This window comes from Chryseobacterium aquifrigidense (assembly GCF_006716485.1).
Taxonomy (GTDB): Bacteria; Bacteroidota; Bacteroidia; order Flavobacteriales; family Weeksellaceae; genus Chryseobacterium; species Chryseobacterium vietnamense.
Genome location: NZ_VFPD01000002.1, coordinates 404,627 through 426,485 on the forward strand (window position 1 = coordinate 404,627; position 21,859 = coordinate 426,485).

The following is a 21,859-nucleotide window of genomic DNA, read 5'->3' on the forward strand; positions in this document are numbered from 1 at the left end:
TTTTAAGACATAGTTCTGGCTGTTCAGCATTTTGTGAATGGTGAATTCAAAGGTGTTGAGATTATTTAATGAGATTGCTGTACGTGTATTATAGAGATTTCAAAGGTAATTTTGAACAGCGCCAGAACTTGTCGTGTATTAATTTTTATTTAAAAAATATCTTCTTCAGGTATTCCTTTTTCAAAATCTTCTCTGAAGAAGTTTTCAATGTCATTGAGATAGTTTTCATAATCCATCTCAGCATTTTCGATATCGCTCCATTCTATCGTATAGAGATCTTCATCGATGAGTATATCTGTATTGTGATCTGGTGTTTCCATGTTTTGTGTGATAAGGTGTTGGTTATAATTTTTTGAACATATTTCAGGCTGTTCAGCATAGGGAAATGTTGAATTCAAAGGCTTTTAAAAGTTTTTAGGATTATTGTTCTGTGTCTTTTTTGATACTCCAAAGGTAGTGGGGCGTAACGACAAAACTTGACGTGTTTAAAAAAGATTTTTTAATTTTTAAATATAATCTTAATAGCTTATATAAGACGATTATAAGGTAAAAAGCTTATATTTTATTTTTGATGAGTTTTTGAACAATCTGGTTCAAAGTTTCTCTGTTATCATCAATATAGCTCAATCCGGCTTGTATCAGATTCTCGATATTGGATCTTCTTACATTATCCATGGCGGGAGAAGCATTTTTCAGTGAGGGATTCAAACGGTAATAATTTTTTTGATTTCTAAGTCCCAGAGTCTGAAACATCTGTTCCAGCTGATAATCTACTGTTTCTGCATTGGCAGACATTAAAATGTCAACGATTGGGCTTACCCAGCCAATTTTTCCAGCTTTTTCCAGTCTTTTAAAAGAATAAGGTCTTGCTTCAATCCCTGTTCCAATAGAAACCATTATCATGTCGTTTACCGTTGGCCGGTTAGCTTTCTGATGATTTTTTAAAACTTCTGCAAAAGGAATCTTTCTTGCCTCTGCATAAGCACACAGTGCAGGGTTATTAGCAAACATACCACCATCAATCAGACTGAAAATCTGACCATACATGGATTTAATCTGAACAGGACTAAAATACGTAGGAGCAGCTGAAGTGGCTCTGCAGATATCTCTTACATAGAAATTGTCTGTGCTGAGGTTGGCTTTCCAGGAGTTGAAGAGCTTTGCCCTTCTGTTTTCTATATCATAACTTGTTATTAAACATGGTTTTATTAATTCTTTTAATTCTAAATTTCCAAAGAAATCATTTAAGTTTTTTTCAAGAGCTTCCTGGGAAATTCTTTCATTCAATAATCCGAATGGATTGACCAGTTTTTCCCAAAAGGAAACCTGGAAGATGTCGCCGCCCTTTTCAGCATATAATTCCAATCCTTTCTGAATAGAATATTTTGCTTTTCGGGTTTCATCAGGAGAGAGAATAATAGAAGCAATCAGACCTCCGGTACTGCTGCCGGCAACCAGATCAAAATAATCTCCCAGCTTGGCGGAAGGCTTATCATAATACTGGAGCTGTTCTTCTATGTAACGCAGAATAATGCAGGTTACGATTCCCCTTATTCCACCTCCGTCCAAAGAAAGAATGGTTGTCTTTTTCATGTGATATTTTTAATGGTTTGTTAAAAGGACACATGCAATCTTACATCTACAGAATCCGTTGAATAATCAAAAAATGTTGAGATTCCATACTTAGATTTCATTGCTTTTTTCGTTGTTTTCTTATAAAGCAAAGGTAGTCTGGGGAAGCGACAGAACGTGTCGTATTATATTTAATTTCAAATAAATGAGCCTAAAAAATAACGTAATTCTGTTTGTCTTTTGGCATTTTCAAAAGTGTTCTCCAGCTGGTTTTTACAGGTCCTTTTTTAGAGGGAATAATCTTTTTTTCGAAGTGGGGAAGGTCTTTAAATGTTTTCCAGTTTCCACCCCAGTCCCAGCCGTGTCGGGCGAAAATTTTTACACATTCGTACCAGTCTGCAACGTTGTCATTGTCCCAGTCTTTTGCCGTATCCCAACTTGCTGTTTTTCCGTCAATCATAAGACAGATGTCTACCGCAAGGCCATAATTGTGAATGCTTTGCCCTGCCTTGGCATTGGTTACTTTTTTTCCTGAAGTAATTCTTCCGATTGCATAAAGTTTTTCCTGTTCTTCGAAAGATCTTAATCCCTGAGTGATCCGCACTTTGGCTCTTCCGGTAAGTGCTTCATCACATTCCTGTATAATTTGCTTCACTTCATCTCTTACCAACGGGTGAAGTTTCTGAATCCGTTCTAAGGTTACTTTGTCCATATTTCTTATTTTCTTGTAGGACAAAAGTATAGCGCGGATGCGACGAAACTTGACGTGTTTTATTTAAAATTCTATAAATATTCAAGACAAGGTGAAAAACATAAAGTAAAAAGATTGGGAGGTGGGTAAATTGATCTGTACATCAAAAAAATAAGAAAAAATTGTTTTTAAATTTTTAGAAATCAAATAGAAGTAGTAAATATGACGGATAAAACACAATATTTAAATGCATACTATCCTACCTTTTTTATTGGCCATGATTGTGGCTATTGTGCTGCTCAATATGTGGGCTACAAAGTTAAAAATCGCTTATCCTGTTTTACTCGTTGTATTCGGACTCCTTGTTAGTTTGGTACCAGGTCTTCCGGTTGTAAAAATCAATCCTGATCTTATCTTTTTTATCTTTTTGCCTCCTCTTTTGTTTGAGGCCGCATGGTCAATTTCCTTTAAAGAAATGAAACGATGGTGGCGTATCATTGGAAGTTTTGCTTTTTTAGTCGTCTTTTTTACGGCACTGGCAATAGCAGTGACGGCTAATTATTTTATTCCCGGATTCACAATTGCTCTTGGATTTCTGCTGGGAGGAATTGTATCTCCGCCTGATGCTGTAAGTACGGGTGCCATCATGAAATTTGTAAAAATACCCTCTACTACATCCGCTATTCTGGAAGGGGAAAGCTTACTGAATGATGCCTCTTCACTTATCATATTCCGCTTTGCTCTGATAGCTGTAGGAACCGGACAATTTGTATGGCAGGAAGCTTCATTAAACTTTCTATGGATGGTAATAGGAGGCGTTGGAATGGGCTTATTACTGGCATGGATTTTTGTGCAGGCTCACAAAAGACTTCCTACAGATGCCTCTTCGGATATCGCATTGACACTTATTGAACCGTATCTGATGTATTGGGTCGCAGAACAGTTTCACTGTTCCGGAGTTTTAGCTGTAGTTTGTGGTGGGTTGTATATGTCTGGGAAGCGAATGATATTTCTAAACAGTACCAGCCGTATCAGAGGTTATAGTGTATGGGAAAGCTTTGTTTTTATCCTCAATGGTATTGTGTTCTTAATTATCGGGCTCGAACTTCCTGAAATTGTCGGCGGATTGAGATGGGAAGGAATTCCTTTGGGAACGGCTATTCAATATGGGATATTAGTGACGGGTATTTTGATTGCTGCCAGAATCATAAGCTCTTATGCCGCAATGCTGGCCACTTTGATCTTTCGTCCAGGTGTGGCTCCCCGTGCTTCTTCCACAAAAAGGCGTTGGATGATGCCTTTGGTGCTTGGATGGACAGGTATGAGAGGTGTTGTTTCATTAGCCGCAGCACTTGCAATTCCTATTACTCTTGAAAACGGGCTTCCTTTTCCCAACAGAAACCTGATCCTGTTTATTACTTTTGTTGTAATTCTGCTTACGTTGCTTGTCCAAGGGCTTACATTGCCATATCTGATAAAATATGGACATGTATTTGATGATTTTACAGAGGATGAGAAAGACAGAAAATCCAGAGAAGAAATAAAACACAAGCTCAAACAACATGTTTATCATTTTCTTAAAAATAAGCATGAAAACGAACTGAATGGTCATGCCGGATTAGAAAGAATGCTGAAACATTGGGAAGAAAAAATAGAAGCCAATGATACTGAATGGATGAATGAAAAGACCAAAGATATCTTTTTTGAAATGCTGGAAAGCCAGAGACAGTTTCTTTCAGAATTGAATAAAGATATTTCCGTTAATGAAGAAATTATCCGTCATCAGCTTTATCAGCTCGACCTTGAGGAAGAACGGCTGAGGATGATTTAGTCTTTATCACGATGAATGTTTTTGAAAATAAAATTAACTACCTTGTTTTATTTTCAGATTGAAAACCTTGTTTTCCAATTCTTTAATATTATTTTTTAGTTCAGAAAACATATCTTTCACATCATAATTTTCAAAGCTAACTGCTTCAAAATCCTCCGGAAATATACCGGAGGCATATTGCCATATTTCTACAATTTCCCCTAAAGGAATATCATAAGGTTGATAAAATGAATTATCAGCAGCAACAGTTATTGATTTCTTATTTTTGGAAGTAAATCTTTTATAAGAAATACCATCATTTAATGTTACAAAAACATAACTTTTATTCGGTTTCAAATCATCAATATTTTCAACATATTTTCCGATAATATAGGAACCATCTTTAAAAGGAGGCATTGAGTCTCCCTGAGCCGGAAAAGCGCGGTATTTTCCATTGGTTAAAAACGGAAGTGTGATTCTTTGCAGGCTTTCAATGTATTCCGGGTCACTATAACCTGATAAATATCCCATTGATGCTTTCTGCGGAACGATCTCAATACTGTTGTTTCCCAATTGATCTACAACAACGGGTAAAACAATTCGATTGTCAGGAAGTTTTAAAATATCTTCCAACGGATACTTTCGGATATCAACAGACACAAGAAGATCAATACTGAGATTGAAAAACTTGGAAATTTTGATTAGTATTTCGATAGGTGGCTCGGATCTGCCATCTTCATAAGATACGTATCTGGAACGGGTAAGTTTCAAAGTATTCGCTAACTCTTGTTGAGTTTTTTCTTTCTTGCCTCTTAAAAAGCGTATGTTATCTGAAAAAATTGACATTGTTACAAATTGTAACAACAAAAATACGAATTTTGTTTAAAAACGTAACTAAATTTGTAGCATGAACCGGGCAATTGTACATATGGACCTTGATACATTCTTTGTATCCTGCGAGAGGCGTAATAACTCGCAGCTTCAGGGTATTCCTCTCATCATAGGAGGGGGAGACCGTGGAGTAGTAGCCTCTTGTTCCTATGAAGCCAGAAAGTTTGGGGTTCGCTCTGCAATGCCAATTCGTATGGCGCTGAGACTTTGTCCTGATGCAAAGGTTATTAAAGGAGATCATGAATTGTATTCCAATTTATCACATACTGTAACCGAAATTATTCAGGAGAAAGTTCCGCTGATGGAGAAAGCAAGTATTGATGAATTTTATCTGGATTTATCAGGAATGGATAAATTTTTTGGCTGCTACCAATGGACCAAAGAAATTGCTGAGGTGATAACCAAAGAAACAGGACTTCCGATCAGTTTTGCGCTGTCAACCAATAAAACCGTTTCAAAAATTGGAACCGGGGAAGCCAAACCTGTTGGAAGACTGGAAATTAAAGAACTGGAAGTACAGCCATTTTTAAATCCTTTATCCATCAAAAAAATTCCAATGGTGGGTGACAAGACCTTTCAGTTATTATCAAGGATTGGAATCCGGACCATTCATACCTTATCTGAAATGCCGGTACTTGTTCTGCAGCAAATGATTGGAGTTAACGGAAAAGAACTTTGGAAAAAGGCCAATGGAATTGATGAAAATCCTGTTGTTCCTTATTCCGAAAGAAAGTCTATCTCCACCGAAAGAACTTTTACCAATGATACCATGGATATTATGGAGTTGAAACGCCTGATATCAGGAATGGCGGAGCAGCTGGCCTATCAATTGAGACAGGAAAAATGGCTGACGTCAACAGTCGTTATTAAAATAAGATATGCCAATTTCGATACCGAGACCAAGCAGTGTAAAGTGTCTTATACCTCTGCTGATCATACTTTATCCAGAGTGGCATTGGACCTTTTTAATAAAGCCTATACAAGAAGAATGAGGCTTCGTTTGGTAGGGCTGAGATTTACAGGATTAGTACACGGAAACCATCAGATGAATCTATTTGAAGACACCGAGGAACAAATGAGTTTATATCAAACAATGGATTATATCAAAAACCGTTTCGGGTCTGATGCGGTAGGGCGCGCCTCCGGTTTTGACTTCGGAAAATAATTTTAAATCTTTCAACATGTTTATTAATTGTCATTCTTTCCACAGCCTTCGTTATGGAACATTATCCATACAAGAATTGGCAGTACAGGCCAAAGCTTTAGGAATCAAAGAGCTGGTGCTTACTGATATCAATACAGTGACCGGAATTTATGATTTTAAAAAAGTTTGTAAAGACCTGGGAATAAAACCTATTCCCGGTGTTGAGGTAAGAAAAGAGGGAAAACTTCTTTATGTAGGTATAGCCAGAAAGTTCTCAGGAATCGGTGAGATCAACAAAATCATTACAGATCATAATTGTGATGGTAAAGAATTGGCTGAAGCTGCCCCTGAATTCAAAGAAGTATTTATTGTTTATCCCATGAGTAATATTCCTCCGGAATTGAAAGACAATGAATTTATAGGAGTAAGAACAGAAGAATTGAATTTTCTGATACGTCCCGAGTATGAAAAACATATTGCTAAAATGGTCATTTTTCATCCTGTTACGTTTAGTTCTGATGAAGAATACGAATTGCATAAAATTCTGCGGGCTGTTGACAATAATACACTACTGTCTAAGCTGACCAAAAGAGAAGTTTGCCGCAGATCTGAGTATTTTATTTCCGAACAGGAGATTATAAAGGCATTTGAAAGATATCCCCGGATTATTGAAAATACGAGAAGTATCCTCGAACAATGTAACTTTGAATTTGATTTTGAAAAAGTAAAGAATAAGCAATACTATAAAAAATCCAAAGAGACTGATGTAAAACTTCTCAGAAGATTAGCCTATTTAGGATTGGAAAAACGTTACGGAAAAGATCATGAGACAGCAAAAGAAAGAGTTGAAAAAGAGCTGAAAGTTATTGATGAACTGAATTTCTGCGCCCATTTTCTGATCACCTGGGATATTATCCGTTACAGCAACAGCATGGGGTTTATGCATGTTGGAAGGGGAAGTGGGGCCAATTCTATTGTCAGTTATTGTCTGGGAATTACAGATATTTGCCCTCTGGAGCTTGATCTTTATTTTGAACGGTTCCTCAATCTTAACCGCCAGGTACCACCGGATTTTGATATCGACTGGAGCTGGCAGAACAGAGATGTTATATTGGAGTACATCTTCAACAGATATGGGAAAAACCATGTCGCTTTTTGCGGAACTAATGTTGAATTCAAATACAAATCAATTTTCAGGGAAGTAGGAAAGGTATTTGGTTTGCCCAAGGAAGAGTTGGATGATCTGGCAGGTAAATCAATGGAAGTTCATGACCGGAATTCAGTAGTGAAACAGGTGCAGAAATACGGTAAGTTATTGGAAAAGTTTCCTAACCAAAGAAGCATGCACGCCTGTGGAATCCTGATTTCGGAAGAGCCCATTACCCATTATACAGCATTAGAAATGCCACCCAAAGGTTTTCCGATTGCCCAGTTTGATATGAATGTGGCAGAAGATATAAAAATGGAAAAACTGGATATTCTCTCACAACGTGGGCTGGGTACTATCAAAGACACTGTAGACCTTGTAAAAAAAACAAGGGGAATTGATATTAATATCTCGGATACAACGATTTCCAAAGATGAACAGAAAGCTAACGAATATTTAGCGATAGGAAGAACTATCGGATGCTTCTATATTGAATCTCCGGCCATGAGAGGACTCTTAAGAAGATTAAAATGTGATAATTACAGAATATTGGTTGCCGCTTCTTCGATCATCAGACCTGGAGTAGCACAAAGTGGTATGATGCGGGAGTATATATTCAGACATAATCATCCTGAGCAGTTTGAATATTTTCATCCCATATTTGAAGAGCACTTAAAGGAAACTTATGGCATTATGGTCTATCAGGAAGATGTACTGAAGATTGCCCAGTATTTTGGAGGGCTGTCTCTTGCAGACGGTGATATTTTACGTAGGGCAATGAGTGGAAAAGGAAGATCAATCAAAAAGCTTCAGGAGGTAAAAGCTAATTTTTTTGAGAAATGTAGAGAAAAAGGTCATTCGGAAATGCTTACTGCCGAAGCCTATAGACAAATTGAATCTTTTGCCGGATATTCTTTCTGCAAAGCTCACTCCGCTTCTTATGCCGTGGAAAGTTACCAAAGTCTTTATCTGAAAGTGTATTATCCGCTGGAGTTTATGGTTTCTGTGATTAACAATCAAGGTGGATTTTATCGTACTGAAGTATATATTCATGAAGCAAAAATGTCCGGAGGAAATGTTCAGACTCCTTGTGTGAATACCAGTGAATATCAGACAACGCTTCAAGGAACAGATATTTACCTGGGGTTGATGCTTTTGGAAGGGCTCGAAACAAGAGTCGCACATGGTATTGTTGAAGAACGCGAAAGAAATGGAGCATACAAATCACTGGAAGATTTTATCAGACGGATTCCCATTGGTATTGAAACGGTACAGATTCTGATCTTTATTGGTGCATTCAGATTTACAGGAAAACCTAAAAATGAGCTATTGGTGGAAGCCCGGATATTATTAGTGAATTTTAAACCTGAACAAAGAGGGTTGATGTTGATTGAAGAACCTGTTCAGGAGTTTAAACTTCCGCAGTTAAAAAGAGAACAGTTTGAAGATGCTTTCGACGAAATCGAACTGATTGGTTTTCCGGTTTCATGTACCCCTTTTGATTTATTGCAAACTCAATACAGAGGATCTGTTTTTGTAAAAGATTTGCTGCAGTGTCATAAAAAACAGGTAAAAATGCTCGCCTATCTTATCTCAAGGAAGCATGTTCCAACCAAAAAAGGAACGATGTATTTCGGAACCTGGATCGATGCAAATGGAGATTACTTTGATACTGCCCATTTTCCGGATAGCCTGAAAAATTATGATTTTCAGGGGGGCGGCTGCTATTTATTACTGGGAACAGTAGAAGTAGATTTTCATTTTCCAACCATAACGATTCATAAGATGGCCAAAATGCCAATGATCCCAGACCCCAGATACGCTTATGATAAAGAAAAACAATATGATATCCACAGACAGATTAAAGAAGATGTGAGTATGACTTTTCGAAAACCTTATCCACAGGCACATGAGATTGGGCTGCCAAGACATAGAATAGTTAAATAGTATCTTTTATATTAACTTTAAATCATTGACGATATTTTAATTCAAAAATTCTGTTTATTTTTCCCTCATTATTTCTTATTGAATGGAAAATAAAATACCTGAGATCAATAATTTAGTACACAAATTTGCGCTGGAAGACTTTTCCGGATATGAATTTGTAGATTACTGGGATGCAGATACTACAGCTTTAGGACTGAAGAAGGGGAATATTCTCATTTATATTTCAGCATACAGCTATTTTAAAACCAATGGCTATGATGTCATTATTGAGGAACTTGAGACAGGAGCAATATTGAGATCGGAAGATAATAGATCATATGATGAACTTATTAATGACATTCAATCTTTTCTGAAATAATCTTTTCCTTCAAAACATAAATTCTTTAAAAAATTTCTTACAAAATAGGGTTCAATGTTATTGTAAAATAGTAAAATTCCGTATTTTGATAATGTAAAATAATGATTTATTTTACACGTTGTCAGTGTTTTATGTGTTTGTGGCGTAAACGGGGCTATTGTATGGGATGTCCTTTTACATTTATCTTTGGCCAGGAAATGTACACGTTTTAAAACCACAAATTAAATGAAAAATCTCAGTATTTTGATGAAGGGAATCCTGGTTCCCTTGTGCTTTACTATAAGCCACTTAAAAGCTCAAGTAGGTATTAATACTTCAAACCCTCAAACCATTTTCCATGTGGATGGGGCAAAAGATAATCCCTCATCCGGAGCTCCATCCTCGACCCAAATGGGCAATGATGTTGCCATCACCTCTGCCGGAGAAATAGGAATCGGAACTTTAACTCCGGCCACCAGAATCGATACACGCTCAGCCACCAATACTGATAACGCCATTGGAATAGGAGAAACCAGTCAGACAGCCGCAGCTGCAGGAGGAGGTGCTGTGCGTTATAATCCGCTGAATGGAGGAAAGATGCAGTATTCCGATGGTACTGTATGGCAGGATCTTATTTCTTCCCCAACCAAAGCGGTAGTGGTAGCCAATCTTCAGGCTGCAAACTTTGCCGTTAAAATTCCCTATCAGACTGCTACAGGTATTGCAGGATGGACAGAGGTTTCCGACCCCACAGGAAACTTTACTCCCGGAACAGGTGTTTTTACCGCTCCAAGAACAGGAGTATACCTCGTTTCTTTTACCTATGACTTTGTAAGAATTCCTATCGTTTCAGGCTATTTTTCAGAAGCAAGATATGTTGTGAATGGAAGCACTACGGTAAAAAAATGTGTGAAATCTTACTCCAATATCTCAAAACAGGCACAGGTGGCAGGATCTTGCGTTGCAGGAGTTCAGCTCAATAAAGGAGACATACTTCAGCCCTATATCTATCAGTCTGTCTATAATGGCAACCTGAGTCTGAGAACCGATACTTCTTCTGCAAGCAATGAGTATGGCTTTGTAAATCTTTCTATTTTAGAACAATAACACATTGATATGATAAAAAAATTAGGACTGGCCCTGGTCATTTGCAGCAGCATAGGGATGAAGGCTCAGATAGGAATCAATATGTCTTCTCCGGAAGGAACGGTACACATTGACGGACAGAAAAATACAAATATTTCAATACCTTCCAGTTATTATGATGATGTAGTCATTACTTCTTCCGGAAATGTAGGAGTAGGAAAAAAATCTCCTAAAACAAGACTGGATCTGAGATCTGGAGAACGCCTGAATGCCATTGGAATCGGAGGAACTTCACAATCTGCTTCTGCAGCAAAAGCTGGTGCGATGAGGTATAATGCAGGAACTCAGGATCTGAGCTATTCCAACGGAACAGCCTGGATAGCACTGGCTCATAAAGCTCCCAATGATTTTGTGGATGCAGAAAATGCTTCCATACAAAGTTTCAGCAATGGAGTACAAACTGCCGTTACGGGCTGGACAAAAAAAACAGATGTGAACAGCAGCTTCAATGCTGGTACAGGTACTTTTACGGCTTCAAAAACAGGAGTGTATATCGTATCTTTTACCTTTTCACTGGCTTCCGGAAGTATTGCAGATGATTCTAGATATGAAACGCTGATTCAGACCAACTCTGCCTCTTCCGCAACCGGTAAAGTTTTCAAATGTGTAGGAAGTTACCCCGGAACCAATACGATTGGAAACCGTGTCGCAGGAAACTGCTCAGGGATTTTCAACCTGAACCAGGGAGATAATATCACCGTAAGCCTGAATCAGAAACTGGGAAGTTCAAAAACACTGGATACCGATTCTACGCTTACTTCTTTAAGTATTTTCGGATTATAAAACATACATGATGAAAAAGAATTGTTTACTGATTTTAATGACGTTAAGCTTCCAGTGTGCATTTTCACAAATTGGAATCAATACCCCAAATCCGCAGGGCATTTTGCATATTGACGGACAAAAAGATAATCCTTCTTCCGGTTCTGTATTTACTACAGCCCAGCAGAGCAATGATATTCTTGTTAATAATGCAGGGAAAATAGGAGTAGGAACTTTAACCCCGGCCGTAAAAGTAGATGCCAGAAATTCCGGAAACGGAGCGATTGGTTTTGGAACATCTGCATTGACGGCAGTGGCAGCCGATGAGGGAGCCGTTCGATACAACAGCGGCGTAGAATATTCCAATGGAAATGAATGGCTTCCTTTGCTTACAGCACAGCCTGCCAGTAATAAAGTAATCGTTATTGCAGCCAAAACGACCAATAATGTAAAGCTGGCAACTCCTGCTGCTCCCACTATAACCGCTGGTTTACAGAACAGGGCGAGCAATTATCTTGTAGACTGGAGTAAAACTTTTGAAAGTAATTCAGGGACAAGTTTCAATGCTGCAACAGGTATCTTTACAGCACCCAGAAATGGAATTTATGTAGCTACTTTCACTACAGACCTCGCGCCGCTGGCTATTAATTATACAACAGATCCTTTAAACCCTATTCAGATAGAGGCCATATGGCAGCTTTATGATAATACAACAGGACTGGCTGTTACCAATATTGTCAATACGGTGAAATGTGCCAATACCATGTCCTCAAACAGTGTTGGAACTATTGATGCAGGAAGCAACTGCACCGCTTCATTCTACATGACGGCAGGGCAGAGGCTGATGCCTTATATCTGGTTTAATTTAAATAATTCAAACCTCGCGAATTTTTCACTCAACAATACAGGAGGTTATAATAATCTTACCATAGCCGAACAGTAATCAGGAGATTTCATCAAGGGTTTTAATAAAAGCAGACGGGTGAAGTCCTGTAATCTTTTTGAACTCAAGAGAAAAAGCACTGTGGGAGGAATATCCCGTAATTTCTGCAAGGTGATTGATCTTGTACTTTCTGTATTGAGGCTCATTTCTTAACTGGTTAACAATATAATTGATCCTCAGATGATTAATGTACTGGTTGAAATTGAATTTCTTATGTTTTTTAATAACCGTTGACAGATATTTTGTATTGATATTCAACGTATTGGCAAGATTGTATCGAGAAATATTTTTGTTGTTAAACTCAAGGTTTTCTTCAAATATTTTTAATCCCTGTAATATGTTTTCCTCTACTTCCGGCGAGATTTTTATTTCTGTTGGAGTAGAGGTATTTTTTGCCTGAATATCCTCAGAAACTTCCTGCGGATCTTCTTCATAAATAACAGGAGAAATCCCTTCTCTGTAGATTCTTGCAACAGCTTCTTTATGTTTTTTACGGAGACGGATGGTATTGAAAACGACAGCTCCCAAAATAACCATCAAAGCAAGACATGCAATAATAAGTCCTTTTGAAATAGAGTGACTTTCATTAAGCTGTTGATGAAAACTTTCCTCTTTTTTAGAAAGAGTTTTGTTGACGGCCATTGCTTTGTTGTAAGCAATACTGTCTTTTAATTTTAGATTTTCAATTTTATATTTCTCGGTATTGGAGACATCGTGAATTTGGGCGTAAGCTTCTTCAAGATTCTTGGTAACCTCAATCTTTTTTTCATTGAATCCATATTGATCTACAATAGCCAGTGATTTCTGATAATAAAGCACCGCACTGTCCGGTTTATTCTGTTTTGAAAAAGAAAATCCTATATCATTAAGAATGTTTGCTCTAAGATAGTAATTGTTTTCTCCCACCAGCGATAGGGCTTTTACAAAATAAGGTTTAGCCTCTTTGAATTTTTTTACCTCAGATAAATTATACCCCATATTGGTATAAGCGGAAATCAGCAGTTCATTTCGCCTGGTTATATTTTTAAGCTTCTGAAATTCCTGAATTGCACTTGTAGAATAATATGCTTTCTCTTTATACTGTTCCTTATTAAGAAGGATCAAAAAAGAATTAAAGATCATTCCTTTCAGCTCATGTCCTTCCTCGGTATTATTATTTTTTACTTCGGCGAGTGCATTTCGGAGACTTGTAGAAGACTCTTTAAGCAGGCCAAGCTTTGCATACTGAGTTCCCTGCATTCTGTAGGCCAGTGCTTTTCCGATGCTGTAATTGTTTTGCGTAGCAATTTTAAGGGCTTTATCTGCAAAATCAAGACTTTTCTCAGCATCCGATCTTAAATAGCTGTTGAAAGACTTTAAATAATAAGCCTTTGCCAGAAATTCAGGGAGATTCTTTTTCCGGGCAGAATCTATCATCTTATTCAGAACAATTTCTGAACTGTCCGGATTTTTGGATGAGAGTGTACGGGCATACTTATATTGTCCCTCAAAATCAAATGCCTGAGCGAATGTAAAAATTGAAATAATAAGGAAGAAAAAGAGAATAATTTTTTTCTTCATTGTGTGTGTTTTTTATTTTTTCTGGTACTTCCAATTGCGGCCTTTCCCTTCAGCTATCCATTCCAAAGACTGTTCCAATCTTTTATCTCTGGTAGCTTCTGTTTTGGCCTCTGTAACCCATGCAATATACTCTTTTCTGAAAGATGGGGAAGCCTTTTCAAAAATTTCCTTTGCTTTTGGGTGAGCCTCTAAAGCGCGCTGGAAATAATCAGGAATTTCCATTTCAATCTTGGATGGAGGTGCTTTTTTCATAGTAACGCCCATATCTGTAAGCTCCATGGCTTCTTTAATCGCTTTTTTCAGCTGAGGTTTGGAGGGAAGATCCGCAACCTGCTCAATTTTTCCCAAACTGAACATAGAGTTTTTCTCAATATTCTGAGTGATCTCCTGCATGGTTTTCATTTCCTTTTCCAGCCAGAAACCAAAAGTACAATGCTGTTTGAAAGAAGCCATAGCACAAAGATTTTTCCCCTTATAGATAAAATGGGGAAAGCTCCACTTCATGGTTTCTTCGGCATCAGGACAGAATTCATGAACGGTTTCACGGATGTAATGCAGAATAGGCTTTGCAAAATCCTGTGATTTTTCAATATATGCATCAATTTTAGAACTATATTTCTCCATTGTATTTATTGGAATAATTGTACGATTTCATTGACAAGGAATTTTACCTGATCAGGTCTTCCTCTGTCATTTTTAGGGTTGTTGGAATAACTTCCGGTTTTTACGATAACCATATTATGCTCCGGAACCATAATGATATACTGTCCCTGCAATCCCAGAAAATAATAATGTTTGATAGGGTTGTCATGATTGATCCAAAGCCCCATTCCATAAATGTTTTCTGACTTTTCTGTGGGAGTTCTCATCTGCTCAACGAAGTCTGCATTGAGGATCTGCTGGCCTCCCGCTTTTCCGTCATCCAGAAATAACTGTCCCAGCTTGGCAAAATCTCTTGCATTGGAATGAATACAGCAGTAGGTCTTTTCCATACCATGATCGTCCGTACTCCATTTGGCATTCTGTTCCATTCCCAGAGGCGTCCAGAATTTTTCTGATAAATAACTTGCTAATGGTTTATCCAGTGCTTTTCTAAGTGCAAAACCAAGAAGTTGGGTTGAGCCGCTTTGGTACTCGAATTTAACTCCTGGTTCTTCCTTGAATTTCCTTGAAAAAACAGCTTTTACAAGGCTTTTTCCATAATAGGCTTTAGCATTGGGAAGAAAAGGATTGTTGTAATCTTCATTCCAATCTAATCCGGCTTCCATTTGAGCCAGATTTTTAAGGGTTACCTGGTTTCCGAAAGGCTTATTTTTAAATTCAGGATAAATGTCTGAGAACTTTTCATCAATAGTTGGAATAATCCCTTCTTCCAGCGCTTTACCCAAAAGCATCACTGTCACTGCTTTTGCCATAGAAAAAGAATTGGTTTGTGAGAGCTGGTTGTAGCCATCCCAGTATTGTTCATGAAGAATTTTTCCGTTCCTTATCACCACCAACGCTGCTGTTCTGGAGTGTTTCAAGTTGTCAACTAAATCTTTAGGTAAGTCTTTTTTGTTATACTCCGCATCCTCTTCCCAGAGTCTGGGCTCTTCTGCCGCAATAGGATTGCTGGGAAAAAGATTCCCGTCGTCAATGTATGCACTTGACTTTCCTTTAAGGTAGGTTTTGGAAATACCACTAAATAAATAATCATATCCAAAAAAATAAGCTGCCGCTGCACCTGCAACAGCTCCACCAACCATATACTTTAGTATTCTCATTTTTTCATAAATGGGTCTTTAACAAATTTAGAATAATTTGGCTATAAAATTTAAAATGAATCAGCAAATAAGTTATTTTTGTTCTTATTGATGAAAACTATGACCAGAAAACTTTTTGTATTGGTATACTTCCTATTTTCATGGGATTAGCCCAGATTTATAAATCGATAGATACCACAGATTATATACAGAGAAAAGCATTTTTAAAGAGTTTTGAAGGAAATAATGAAGCGACTGTAAAGAGATTAAAGTCCCAATATTCCGGAAAAACAGGCTCAGAATTATCCAAAATTTATAAAGAATTCGGAACTGATTTTGAAAAGCAGGTGAAGAATAAGGATTTTATTTTTAAATCTGAATTTGAAACCAGTATACAGTCTATGATTCAACGTCTTAAAAAGAATAATTCTAAAATCCCTCAGGATCTGAAAATCCTGATTGCAAAAGACAATACTCCTAATGCCTATTGTCTTGCTGACGGAACTTTTGTCATCAACATGGGGCTTTACAGCTGGCTGAATAATGAGGAACAGATTGCTGCGGTGATTTCCCATGAGCTGGGACATAAAATAGAGGAACATTCACTGAAAACTTTTTTAAAAATTATCGAACAGGACAAACAGGATAAAGCGGTAGTTGAGAACATAAAGTCTACAACGACAAGCCGAAGCCAGAGCCAGAATCAAAAGGCTTTCGATATTTTTAAAAATACGGTCTACAAAAAAGGAGTAGAAAGAAGGCAAAGCGAAATGCAGGCGGATTCTTTGGGGTATGTCATCTTTAAAAACAGTGATTTCAAGAAAGCAGAATTCGTGAATGCTCTTCAGAGATTAGAGGATTTTGATACCATCTCTCCGAGGGAATTAAAGGTTGAAACCTATAAAAAACTTTTTAACCTTCCCAGGCAGACCTTCAATGAAAAATGGATGAAAAAGGAAGATTTCTCCCTGTACAATTATAATTTCTATAAAGAAAAGCTGAACAAAGATTCTCTTGCTTCTCATCCTGAAGTTTCCAGAAGAATAGAAGTGCTTAAAAAGACTTTTGCAGAGCTTAAAACTCCTGTCAGTCCGGAAAAACCCTCAGATCTGTTTTTAACATTAAGGAAAACAGCGAGGATGGAGATTTTGCCCAATTATTTCCATTCAGAAGATTATGGGTTGGGCATCTATACAGCCATGCAGTTTTTGCAGGATGAAGAGGAAGAAAAATATTATAAAAACTGGCTGGGAAGATGTTTCTCCAAAATATACGAGGCAAGAAAAAATTATAATCTGAACCGGTATCTGGATCGTATAGAACCCAAAAATCAAAGTGAAAGTTACCAGCAGTTTCTGAACTTTATGTGGAACCTAAGTCTGGATGAAATAAAGAATATTGCAGACTATTATCAGGCGAATGAGACCATAGCAAAAGCAAACTGATTTTATTATCAATGATTAAATATCAATAGAGACGGGCTTTAGCCCGTTTTTGAAATAATAAGAATTCCGCTGGCTTTAGCCTAAACATACAAAAAGAACCCTGATGTTTAGTCAGGGTTCTTTTTGTATTAATAATTTAATTTTTCCAGACGGATCTTATTGAATTTTTCTTTTTCGTTATATTCCCGAAGCAGGATATAGCCTTCTTTTCCTACATATGGTGTTACTGCATAATTGTCTTTTTCAGAAATCGGAATAATCTCCTGTTTGAATTTTCCATCAATAATGGTGTTGATAAACAGATTCCATCTTTTCTGTTTGGTTACTTCATCTTTTTGATAATCGCGATAGAAAAACACGACGTCTTTTCCTCCGTTGAGGTACTGTGAGAACAAATAGTCACTGTTTACCCATTTTGATTTTTCCTTTTCAAAAACCTGAACATTTTTCACTTTAAAATCTTTATCCGTGTAGATATACACAAGGTCCGTGGTCTTCGGAGCATTATATTGCCCTGCCGGTTTATATTTTTCGGATAAAATACCCACACTTCCATCGTTCATAAAGTACATATCTTTGGTCTGAAGCATGTAACCGCTTTCTACCATTCCATATTTGTCGACTTTTGGAAGAAAAGCAGAAATATTAGGCTCATAATTGATCGCCTTCATATCTACTGAAAAATCAGATTTGTTGAGGATCATTCTTGCAAATCCTACAGATTCGGAATCATCATAGTTTCTACCCAACAGAACTACTTTATCATCAAAAGTTTTATCATTATCAAGCTTTCTGTAGTTGGAGTAAAAGGATTCAATATTGTCTATCGTCTCATCAGATAATCCGGTGATTGGTTTATTGGATTTCTCTTTTCCCGTTTTCATGTCAAGAACCATAACACTGAATGTTTTCTGCTTGTCATTCACTTTTTTCAGAATGCAGTACATATAGTTTTCATCCCTTTCCAGAACCGATAGAGTAGTGTACATTTTTTTGCTTCCATCAGTATTGTATTTATACCTCCAGATTTCCTTTTTGTTTTCGTCAAACCTCATCAGGCTGTTGTTATTTTCGTACTTTCCGAAATCTTTGTATTCAACAGCAAAATAACCGCCTTCTTTTAATTCTCCTACCGCAGAAACGTAGTTGTAGCCTTTCTCTTTTTTCTCATCACGGTTTTCCTTGCGCTGTTCTTTCCAGCTTTTCGGTTCGTTGATCTCTTTGAAAGTACCGTTTTCCAGGTAATCATAATATATTTTTCGGGTAATAGAGTTGGTTTTCGGATCGATGACCATAGAAACCGGAGTAAATATTTCTTTGCTTTTTACAAGAGAATAATCCATCATGGAAGGCTTTAGAATAATCTGACCTTTAAAATCAACATAGCCTAAATAAGAGGCAGCCGTGATATCTCCTTCAAACTCTTTATTGGCAACAGGATTGAGGTTTTTATCCAGTATAACATACTCGAACTTCTTGGTCTTATCACTGGACTTACCGTAAGAATATAGAGAAACGTAACCGTACAGATTGTCTTTATCATCGAATAGAGCATTCATCCCTACATGGTCGCCGGCAGCGAGAGTTGTCAGGTCCTGAGTTTGAGAAAAAGCAAATGTCTGGATCAGGCCAAACATCATCAGTGTTATTTTTTTCATGGTTAAAATTTGAGGGATAAAAGTAATAAATTAACCCATATGTTGCGAAAAATAAAAAAGCTTTGGAAATATTTCCAAAGCTTATCACCTAAAATGTAAAATTATTATTAATAATACTCGTAAAGCCAGTTATGGGTACTCGTTCCATTACCTGAAATATCATATGTAGTAACAGCTTTCGTAGGATAGTTGTCGCCGTTAAGTGTATACACAGCAGTAATTTTGTTGGTTCCATTGGATGAACCGGAATAGCTCTCTGTTTGATTCAAGAGATTATTATAACCTGTTTGCCCGTCACTCACATCAAATAAATTAATCTTAACAAAACCTCTTATATTTTTCATAGGATTGTTGAAGGTATCATAAGTATTGGTGATATTATAAGTAACTCCGTTATAGGTATATTTGGCAGAAGCCACATTTCCGGCATTGGTTAAATTAACATCCACCTGTGCAAATACAAGATCTGAATACGTTCCTGTTGAAGGGTTATAAGTTCCGCTTTTATACTCATTAAACTGAACATGGGTATCACTGATATACTGATAATATTTGGTATAGATAAGCGTTCCCTGTTCCTGATCGGTTATTTTTTCTGTTGAAAGCCTCCCATTGGAATAGGTGAATTCTCTCCTGAGTACAAGGGCGCCACCAATAAACTCTTCAGTTTTAGCAATATAATCGCTATTGTATCCGCTATAGGTATAAACTACTCTGTCATCATCTGAAGCATTGTAAGTTTCTATAATCTGATCTCCGTTATACTTAAACTCCACTACATAGGACTGACCGCCTGGATTAACGTCAGTTGCTTTTTTCAGGAGATGAAAAGGACCGTTATTATTGTTATGGGAATTATTGCTGTTGTCTCTGTGATCAGCCGGATTATCATTAGACACACAGCCTGAGAGCACTGCCAGAGCCAGTGATGAAAGCATCAGTTTTTTCATGGTTTTATTCGTTTAGTTTTTATCCGCTAAAAATAACGATTTTTGCGGCATGTTGATCCGGAATGTTTGAAAAATAAAAAAGCCCTGAAAAACAGGGCTCTTTAACTATATTTTAGAAAGTAAATTTCTGAAGTTTGTTTTCTCATCAATGATTTTTCTCAACTCTGAAACAGGAACTCTTTCCTGCTGCATCGTGTCTCTGTCTCTGATGGTTACGGTGTGATCAACTAAAGAGTCGTGATCTACAGTGATACAGTATGGAGTACCAATGGCATCCTGTCTTCTGTAACGTTTTCCGATAGCATCTTTTTCCTCGTAGAACAGGTTGAAATCATATTTCAGATCATTGAAGATCTCTTCTGCATATTCTGCTAAACCATCTCTCTTCATCAATGGAAGAATAGCTGCTTTAATAGGTGCCAATGCCGGAGGTAAAGATAAAACCGTTCTTTCTGAACCATCTTCCAATACTTCGTCTTTCAGACAATGAGAGAAAATGGAAAGGAATAATCTGTCTAAACCTACTGAAGTCTCCACTACATAAGGAACATAGTTTTCGTTTCTCTCAGGATCGAAGAACTGAAGCTTTCTACCGGAATGTTTCTCGTGAGCTTTTAAGTCGAAATCCGTTCTTGAGTGAATACCTTCCAGTTCTTTAAACCCGAATGGGAAGTTAAACTCAATATCAGCTGCCGCATTGGCATAGTGAGCTAATTTTTCGTGATCGTGGAATCTGTAGTTATCATTTCCAAGACCTAAAGCTAAGTGCCAGTTCAGACGTTTCTGCTTCCACTGCTCGTAGAATTCAAGTTCTGTTCCCGGAGCTACGAAAAACTGCATTTCCATCTGTTCGAATTCACGCATTCTGAAGATAAACTGTCTTGCCACAATCTCATTTCTGAACGCCTTACCAATCTGTGCAATACCGAAAGGAAGCCTGTGACGTGATGTTTTCTGCACATTCAGGAAGTTCACAAAGATACCCTGAGCCGTTTCCGGTCTTAAGTAAAGATCCATCGCACTGTCAGCAGAAGCACCAAGTTTGGTTCCGAACATCAGGTTGAACTGTCTCACTTCTGTCCAGTTTTTAGAACCTGTATCAGGATCTGCAATTTCAAGCTCTTCAATCAAAGCTTTTACATCAGCAAGGTCTTCGTTTTCCAGAGATTTTGCCAGTCTTGAAAGAATAGCCTCTCTTTTTGCTCTGTATTCAATAATTTTTGGATTCGTAGCTACAAACTGATCCTTATCGAAAGCCTCACCGAATCTTTTCGCTGCTTTTTCGATTTCCTTATTCTCTTTATCTTCAATTTTAGCACAGTAATCTTCTACCAGAACATCTGCTCTGAAACGTTTCTTAGAATCTTTATTATCAATCAATGGATCGTTGAAAGCGTCTACGTGGCCGGATGCCTTCCATGTGGTTGGGTGCATCAAAATTGCCGAATCAATACCTACAATATTTTCGTTAAGCTGTACCATAGCTTTCCACCAGTATTGTTTGATATTATTTTTTAGTTCGGCACCATTCTGTCCATAATCATAAACAGCGGATAAACCATCATAGATCTCACTCGATGGGAAAATAAAACCATATTCTTTAGCGTGAGAAATCACTTTCTTGAAAACATCTTCTTGCTTTGCCATAATTTTTATGTCTGATGTGCAAAAATAATGTTTTTTATTGGGAAAATATTAATACCTGTAAGATCCTACATTAGAGATTGTCATTAAGAGGCATCCTCCCGCACCAATGATAAATAAAATACCGGCAATAACAAACAATAATATTCTTATTATTTTGTATTGTTTTGACCGTATCAGGACAACGGTAGCAACTGTTATAATAACAGAGATCACAATCAATTTTACAAAAAAACCAAAATAATCTGTCATTTTTTTTAATTATGGTAGAACCTTGTACTAAGATAAACAATTTATTTAAAGTTAAATGAATAAGGAGCCGGGAACCTGCTTTCGCTGCTCGCTTTTTCTGGGGTGGCGGGGGGGTTTGCGGCCCCCCCCCCCAAAAAAAAAAAAAAAAAAACCAAAAAAAAGGAGAAATAGAAAGGAAAAAATTAATTTTTAAAACAAAGTAAAAAAAGTAAAAAGAT

General features: G+C 37.3%; 18 protein-coding genes. 8 read left to right on the forward strand and 10 right to left on the reverse strand.

Annotated features, from left to right (window positions below; translation table 11 throughout):
* Positions 1-149: 149 nt before the first annotated feature.
* The 3 genes from FB551_RS23355 to FB551_RS16945 form a co-directional block, all read right to left on the reverse strand.
* Positions 150-320: a hypothetical protein gene (locus tag FB551_RS23355; RefSeq protein ID WP_167497887.1), complete on the reverse strand. Its 171-nt coding sequence runs from the start codon at positions 318-320 to the stop codon at positions 150-152.
* Between the two features lie 235 nt (positions 321-555).
* Positions 556-1,593, reverse strand: coding sequence for a patatin-like phospholipase family protein (locus tag FB551_RS16940; RefSeq protein WP_047427045.1), 1,038 nt, complete (start codon positions 1,591-1,593; stop codon positions 556-558).
* A gap of 190 nt (positions 1,594-1,783) precedes the next feature.
* The gene (locus FB551_RS16945) at positions 1,784-2,284 is read right to left on the reverse strand and encodes a M15 family metallopeptidase (RefSeq protein ID WP_142018335.1); all 501 of its coding nucleotides are present in this window, start codon (positions 2,282-2,284) and stop codon (positions 1,784-1,786) included.
* A gap of 226 nt (positions 2,285-2,510) precedes the next feature.
* On the opposite strand from FB551_RS16945, the gene FB551_RS16950 reads away from it, so the two are divergent.
* Positions 2,511-4,094 (forward strand): Na+/H+ antiporter, encoded by a 1,584-nt coding sequence (locus tag FB551_RS16950; protein WP_142018336.1) that lies wholly within the window; start codon positions 2,511-2,513, stop codon positions 4,092-4,094.
* 33 nt (positions 4,095-4,127) lie between these two features.
* Here FB551_RS16950 and FB551_RS16955 read toward each other — a convergent pair whose 3' ends face one another.
* Entirely contained in the window at positions 4,128-4,919 is a 792-nt protein-coding gene (locus FB551_RS16955) for a LexA family transcriptional regulator (RefSeq protein ID WP_142018337.1), read from the reverse strand.
* A gap of 61 nt (positions 4,920-4,980) precedes the next feature.
* Between FB551_RS16955 and dinB the strand changes: the two genes are divergently transcribed.
* The 6 genes from dinB to FB551_RS16985 all read left to right on the forward strand — a co-directional run bounded on the left by dinB (position 4,981) and on the right by FB551_RS16985 (position 12,390).
* Complete coding sequence (gene dinB, locus FB551_RS16960) at positions 4,981-6,129, forward strand: DNA polymerase IV (RefSeq protein WP_142018338.1); 1,149 nt, start codon at positions 4,981-4,983, stop codon at positions 6,127-6,129.
* 16 nt (positions 6,130-6,145) lie between these two features.
* Positions 6,146-9,202, forward strand: a complete 3,057-nt coding sequence (locus tag FB551_RS16965) for a DNA polymerase III subunit alpha (RefSeq protein WP_142018339.1) — start codon at positions 6,146-6,148, stop codon at positions 9,200-9,202.
* 82 nt (positions 9,203-9,284) lie between these two features.
* The gene (locus tag FB551_RS16970; RefSeq protein ID WP_142018340.1) at positions 9,285-9,560 is read left to right on the forward strand and encodes a hypothetical protein; all 276 of its coding nucleotides are present in this window, start codon (positions 9,285-9,287) and stop codon (positions 9,558-9,560) included.
* Positions 9,561-9,785: 225 nt separating this feature from the next.
* Positions 9,786-10,646: a complement C1q domain-containing protein gene (locus FB551_RS16975; protein WP_142018341.1), complete on the forward strand. Its 861-nt coding sequence runs from the start codon at positions 9,786-9,788 to the stop codon at positions 10,644-10,646.
* Between the two features lie 9 nt (positions 10,647-10,655).
* Positions 10,656-11,468, forward strand: coding sequence for a hypothetical protein (locus tag FB551_RS16980; protein WP_142018342.1), 813 nt, complete (start codon positions 10,656-10,658; stop codon positions 11,466-11,468).
* Positions 11,469-11,478: 10 nt separating this feature from the next.
* Positions 11,479-12,390 carry a hypothetical protein gene (locus FB551_RS16985; protein ID WP_142018343.1) on the forward strand — a complete coding sequence of 304 codons (912 nt, stop codon included), beginning with the start codon at positions 11,479-11,481 and terminating at the stop codon, positions 12,388-12,390.
* Here FB551_RS16985 and FB551_RS16990 read toward each other — a convergent pair whose 3' ends face one another.
* Genes FB551_RS16990 through FB551_RS17000 form a run of 3 tightly spaced genes read right to left on the reverse strand, consistent with a single transcriptional unit; the run spans position 12,391 to position 15,713 of the window.
* Complete coding sequence (locus FB551_RS16990; RefSeq protein ID WP_142018344.1) at positions 12,391-13,950, reverse strand: AraC family transcriptional regulator; 1,560 nt, start codon at positions 13,948-13,950, stop codon at positions 12,391-12,393.
* Between the two features lie 12 nt (positions 13,951-13,962).
* Positions 13,963-14,574, reverse strand: a complete 612-nt coding sequence (locus FB551_RS16995) for a YdeI/OmpD-associated family protein (protein WP_142018345.1) — start codon at positions 14,572-14,574, stop codon at positions 13,963-13,965.
* Positions 14,575-14,579: 5 nt separating this feature from the next.
* Positions 14,580-15,713: a serine hydrolase domain-containing protein gene (locus tag FB551_RS17000; protein ID WP_142018346.1), complete on the reverse strand. Its 1,134-nt coding sequence runs from the start codon at positions 15,711-15,713 to the stop codon at positions 14,580-14,582.
* Between the two features lie 140 nt (positions 15,714-15,853).
* Between FB551_RS17000 and FB551_RS17005 the strand changes: the two genes are divergently transcribed.
* The gene (locus FB551_RS17005) at positions 15,854-17,137 is read left to right on the forward strand and encodes a M48 family metalloprotease (protein ID WP_226798721.1); all 1,284 of its coding nucleotides are present in this window, start codon (positions 15,854-15,856) and stop codon (positions 17,135-17,137) included.
* A gap of 128 nt (positions 17,138-17,265) precedes the next feature.
* Here FB551_RS17005 and FB551_RS17010 read toward each other — a convergent pair whose 3' ends face one another.
* From FB551_RS17010 to FB551_RS17020, 3 genes are all read right to left on the reverse strand, one after another.
* A complete protein-coding gene (locus tag FB551_RS17010; RefSeq protein ID WP_047427084.1) occupies positions 17,266-18,795 on the reverse strand; it encodes a hypothetical protein in 1,530 nt (509 codons plus the stop codon).
* A 107-nt stretch (positions 18,796-18,902) separates the two neighbouring features.
* Positions 18,903-19,745 carry a hypothetical protein gene (locus FB551_RS17015; protein WP_142018347.1) on the reverse strand — a complete coding sequence of 281 codons (843 nt, stop codon included), beginning with the start codon at positions 19,743-19,745 and terminating at the stop codon, positions 18,903-18,905.
* A gap of 105 nt (positions 19,746-19,850) precedes the next feature.
* Complete coding sequence (locus FB551_RS17020) at positions 19,851-21,392, reverse strand: glycine--tRNA ligase (RefSeq protein ID WP_047427089.1); 1,542 nt, start codon at positions 21,390-21,392, stop codon at positions 19,851-19,853.
* Between the last annotated feature and the right edge of the window lie 467 nt (positions 21,393-21,859).

Bases quoted from the DNA above. Each gene is read 5' to 3' on its own strand.
- FB551_RS16985 (WP_142018343.1), top strand. From the start codon at position 11,479: ATGAAAAAGAATTGTTTACTGATTTTAATGACGTTAAGCTTCCAGTGT.
- FB551_RS16965 (WP_142018339.1), top strand. From the start codon at position 6,146: ATGTTTATTAATTGTCATTCTTTCCACAGCCTTCGTTATGGAACATTA.
- FB551_RS17020 (WP_047427089.1), bottom strand. From the start codon at position 21,392: ATGGCAAAGCAAGAAGATGTTTTCAAGAAAGTGATTTCTCACGCTAAA.
- FB551_RS16955 (WP_142018337.1), bottom strand. From the start codon at position 4,919: ATGTCAATTTTTTCAGATAACATACGCTTTTTAAGAGGCAAGAAAGAA.
- FB551_RS17000 (WP_142018346.1), bottom strand. From the start codon at position 15,713: ATGAGAATACTAAAGTATATGGTTGGTGGAGCTGTTGCAGGTGCAGCG.
- FB551_RS16990 (WP_142018344.1), bottom strand. From the start codon at position 13,950: ATGAAGAAAAAAATTATTCTCTTTTTCTTCCTTATTATTTCAATTTTT.
- FB551_RS17005 (WP_226798721.1), top strand. From the start codon at position 15,854: ATGGGATTAGCCCAGATTTATAAATCGATAGATACCACAGATTATATA.
- FB551_RS16940 (WP_047427045.1), bottom strand. From the start codon at position 1,593: ATGAAAAAGACAACCATTCTTTCTTTGGACGGAGGTGGAATAAGGGGA.
- dinB (WP_142018338.1), top strand. From the start codon at position 4,981: ATGAACCGGGCAATTGTACATATGGACCTTGATACATTCTTTGTATCC.
- FB551_RS16970 (WP_142018340.1), top strand. From the start codon at position 9,285: ATGGAAAATAAAATACCTGAGATCAATAATTTAGTACACAAATTTGCG.
- FB551_RS16995 (WP_142018345.1), bottom strand. From the start codon at position 14,574: ATGGAGAAATATAGTTCTAAAATTGATGCATATATTGAAAAATCACAG.
- FB551_RS16945 (WP_142018335.1), bottom strand. From the start codon at position 2,284: ATGGACAAAGTAACCTTAGAACGGATTCAGAAACTTCACCCGTTGGTA.
- FB551_RS23355 (WP_167497887.1), bottom strand. From the start codon at position 320: ATGGAAACACCAGATCACAATACAGATATACTCATCGATGAAGATCTC.
- FB551_RS16980 (WP_142018342.1), top strand. From the start codon at position 10,656: ATGATAAAAAAATTAGGACTGGCCCTGGTCATTTGCAGCAGCATAGGG.
- FB551_RS16975 (WP_142018341.1), top strand. From the start codon at position 9,786: ATGAAAAATCTCAGTATTTTGATGAAGGGAATCCTGGTTCCCTTGTGC.
- FB551_RS17015 (WP_142018347.1), bottom strand. From the start codon at position 19,745: ATGAAAAAACTGATGCTTTCATCACTGGCTCTGGCAGTGCTCTCAGGC.
- FB551_RS17010 (WP_047427084.1), bottom strand. From the start codon at position 18,795: ATGAAAAAAATAACACTGATGATGTTTGGCCTGATCCAGACATTTGCT.
- FB551_RS16950 (WP_142018336.1), top strand. From the start codon at position 2,511: ATGCATACTATCCTACCTTTTTTATTGGCCATGATTGTGGCTATTGTG.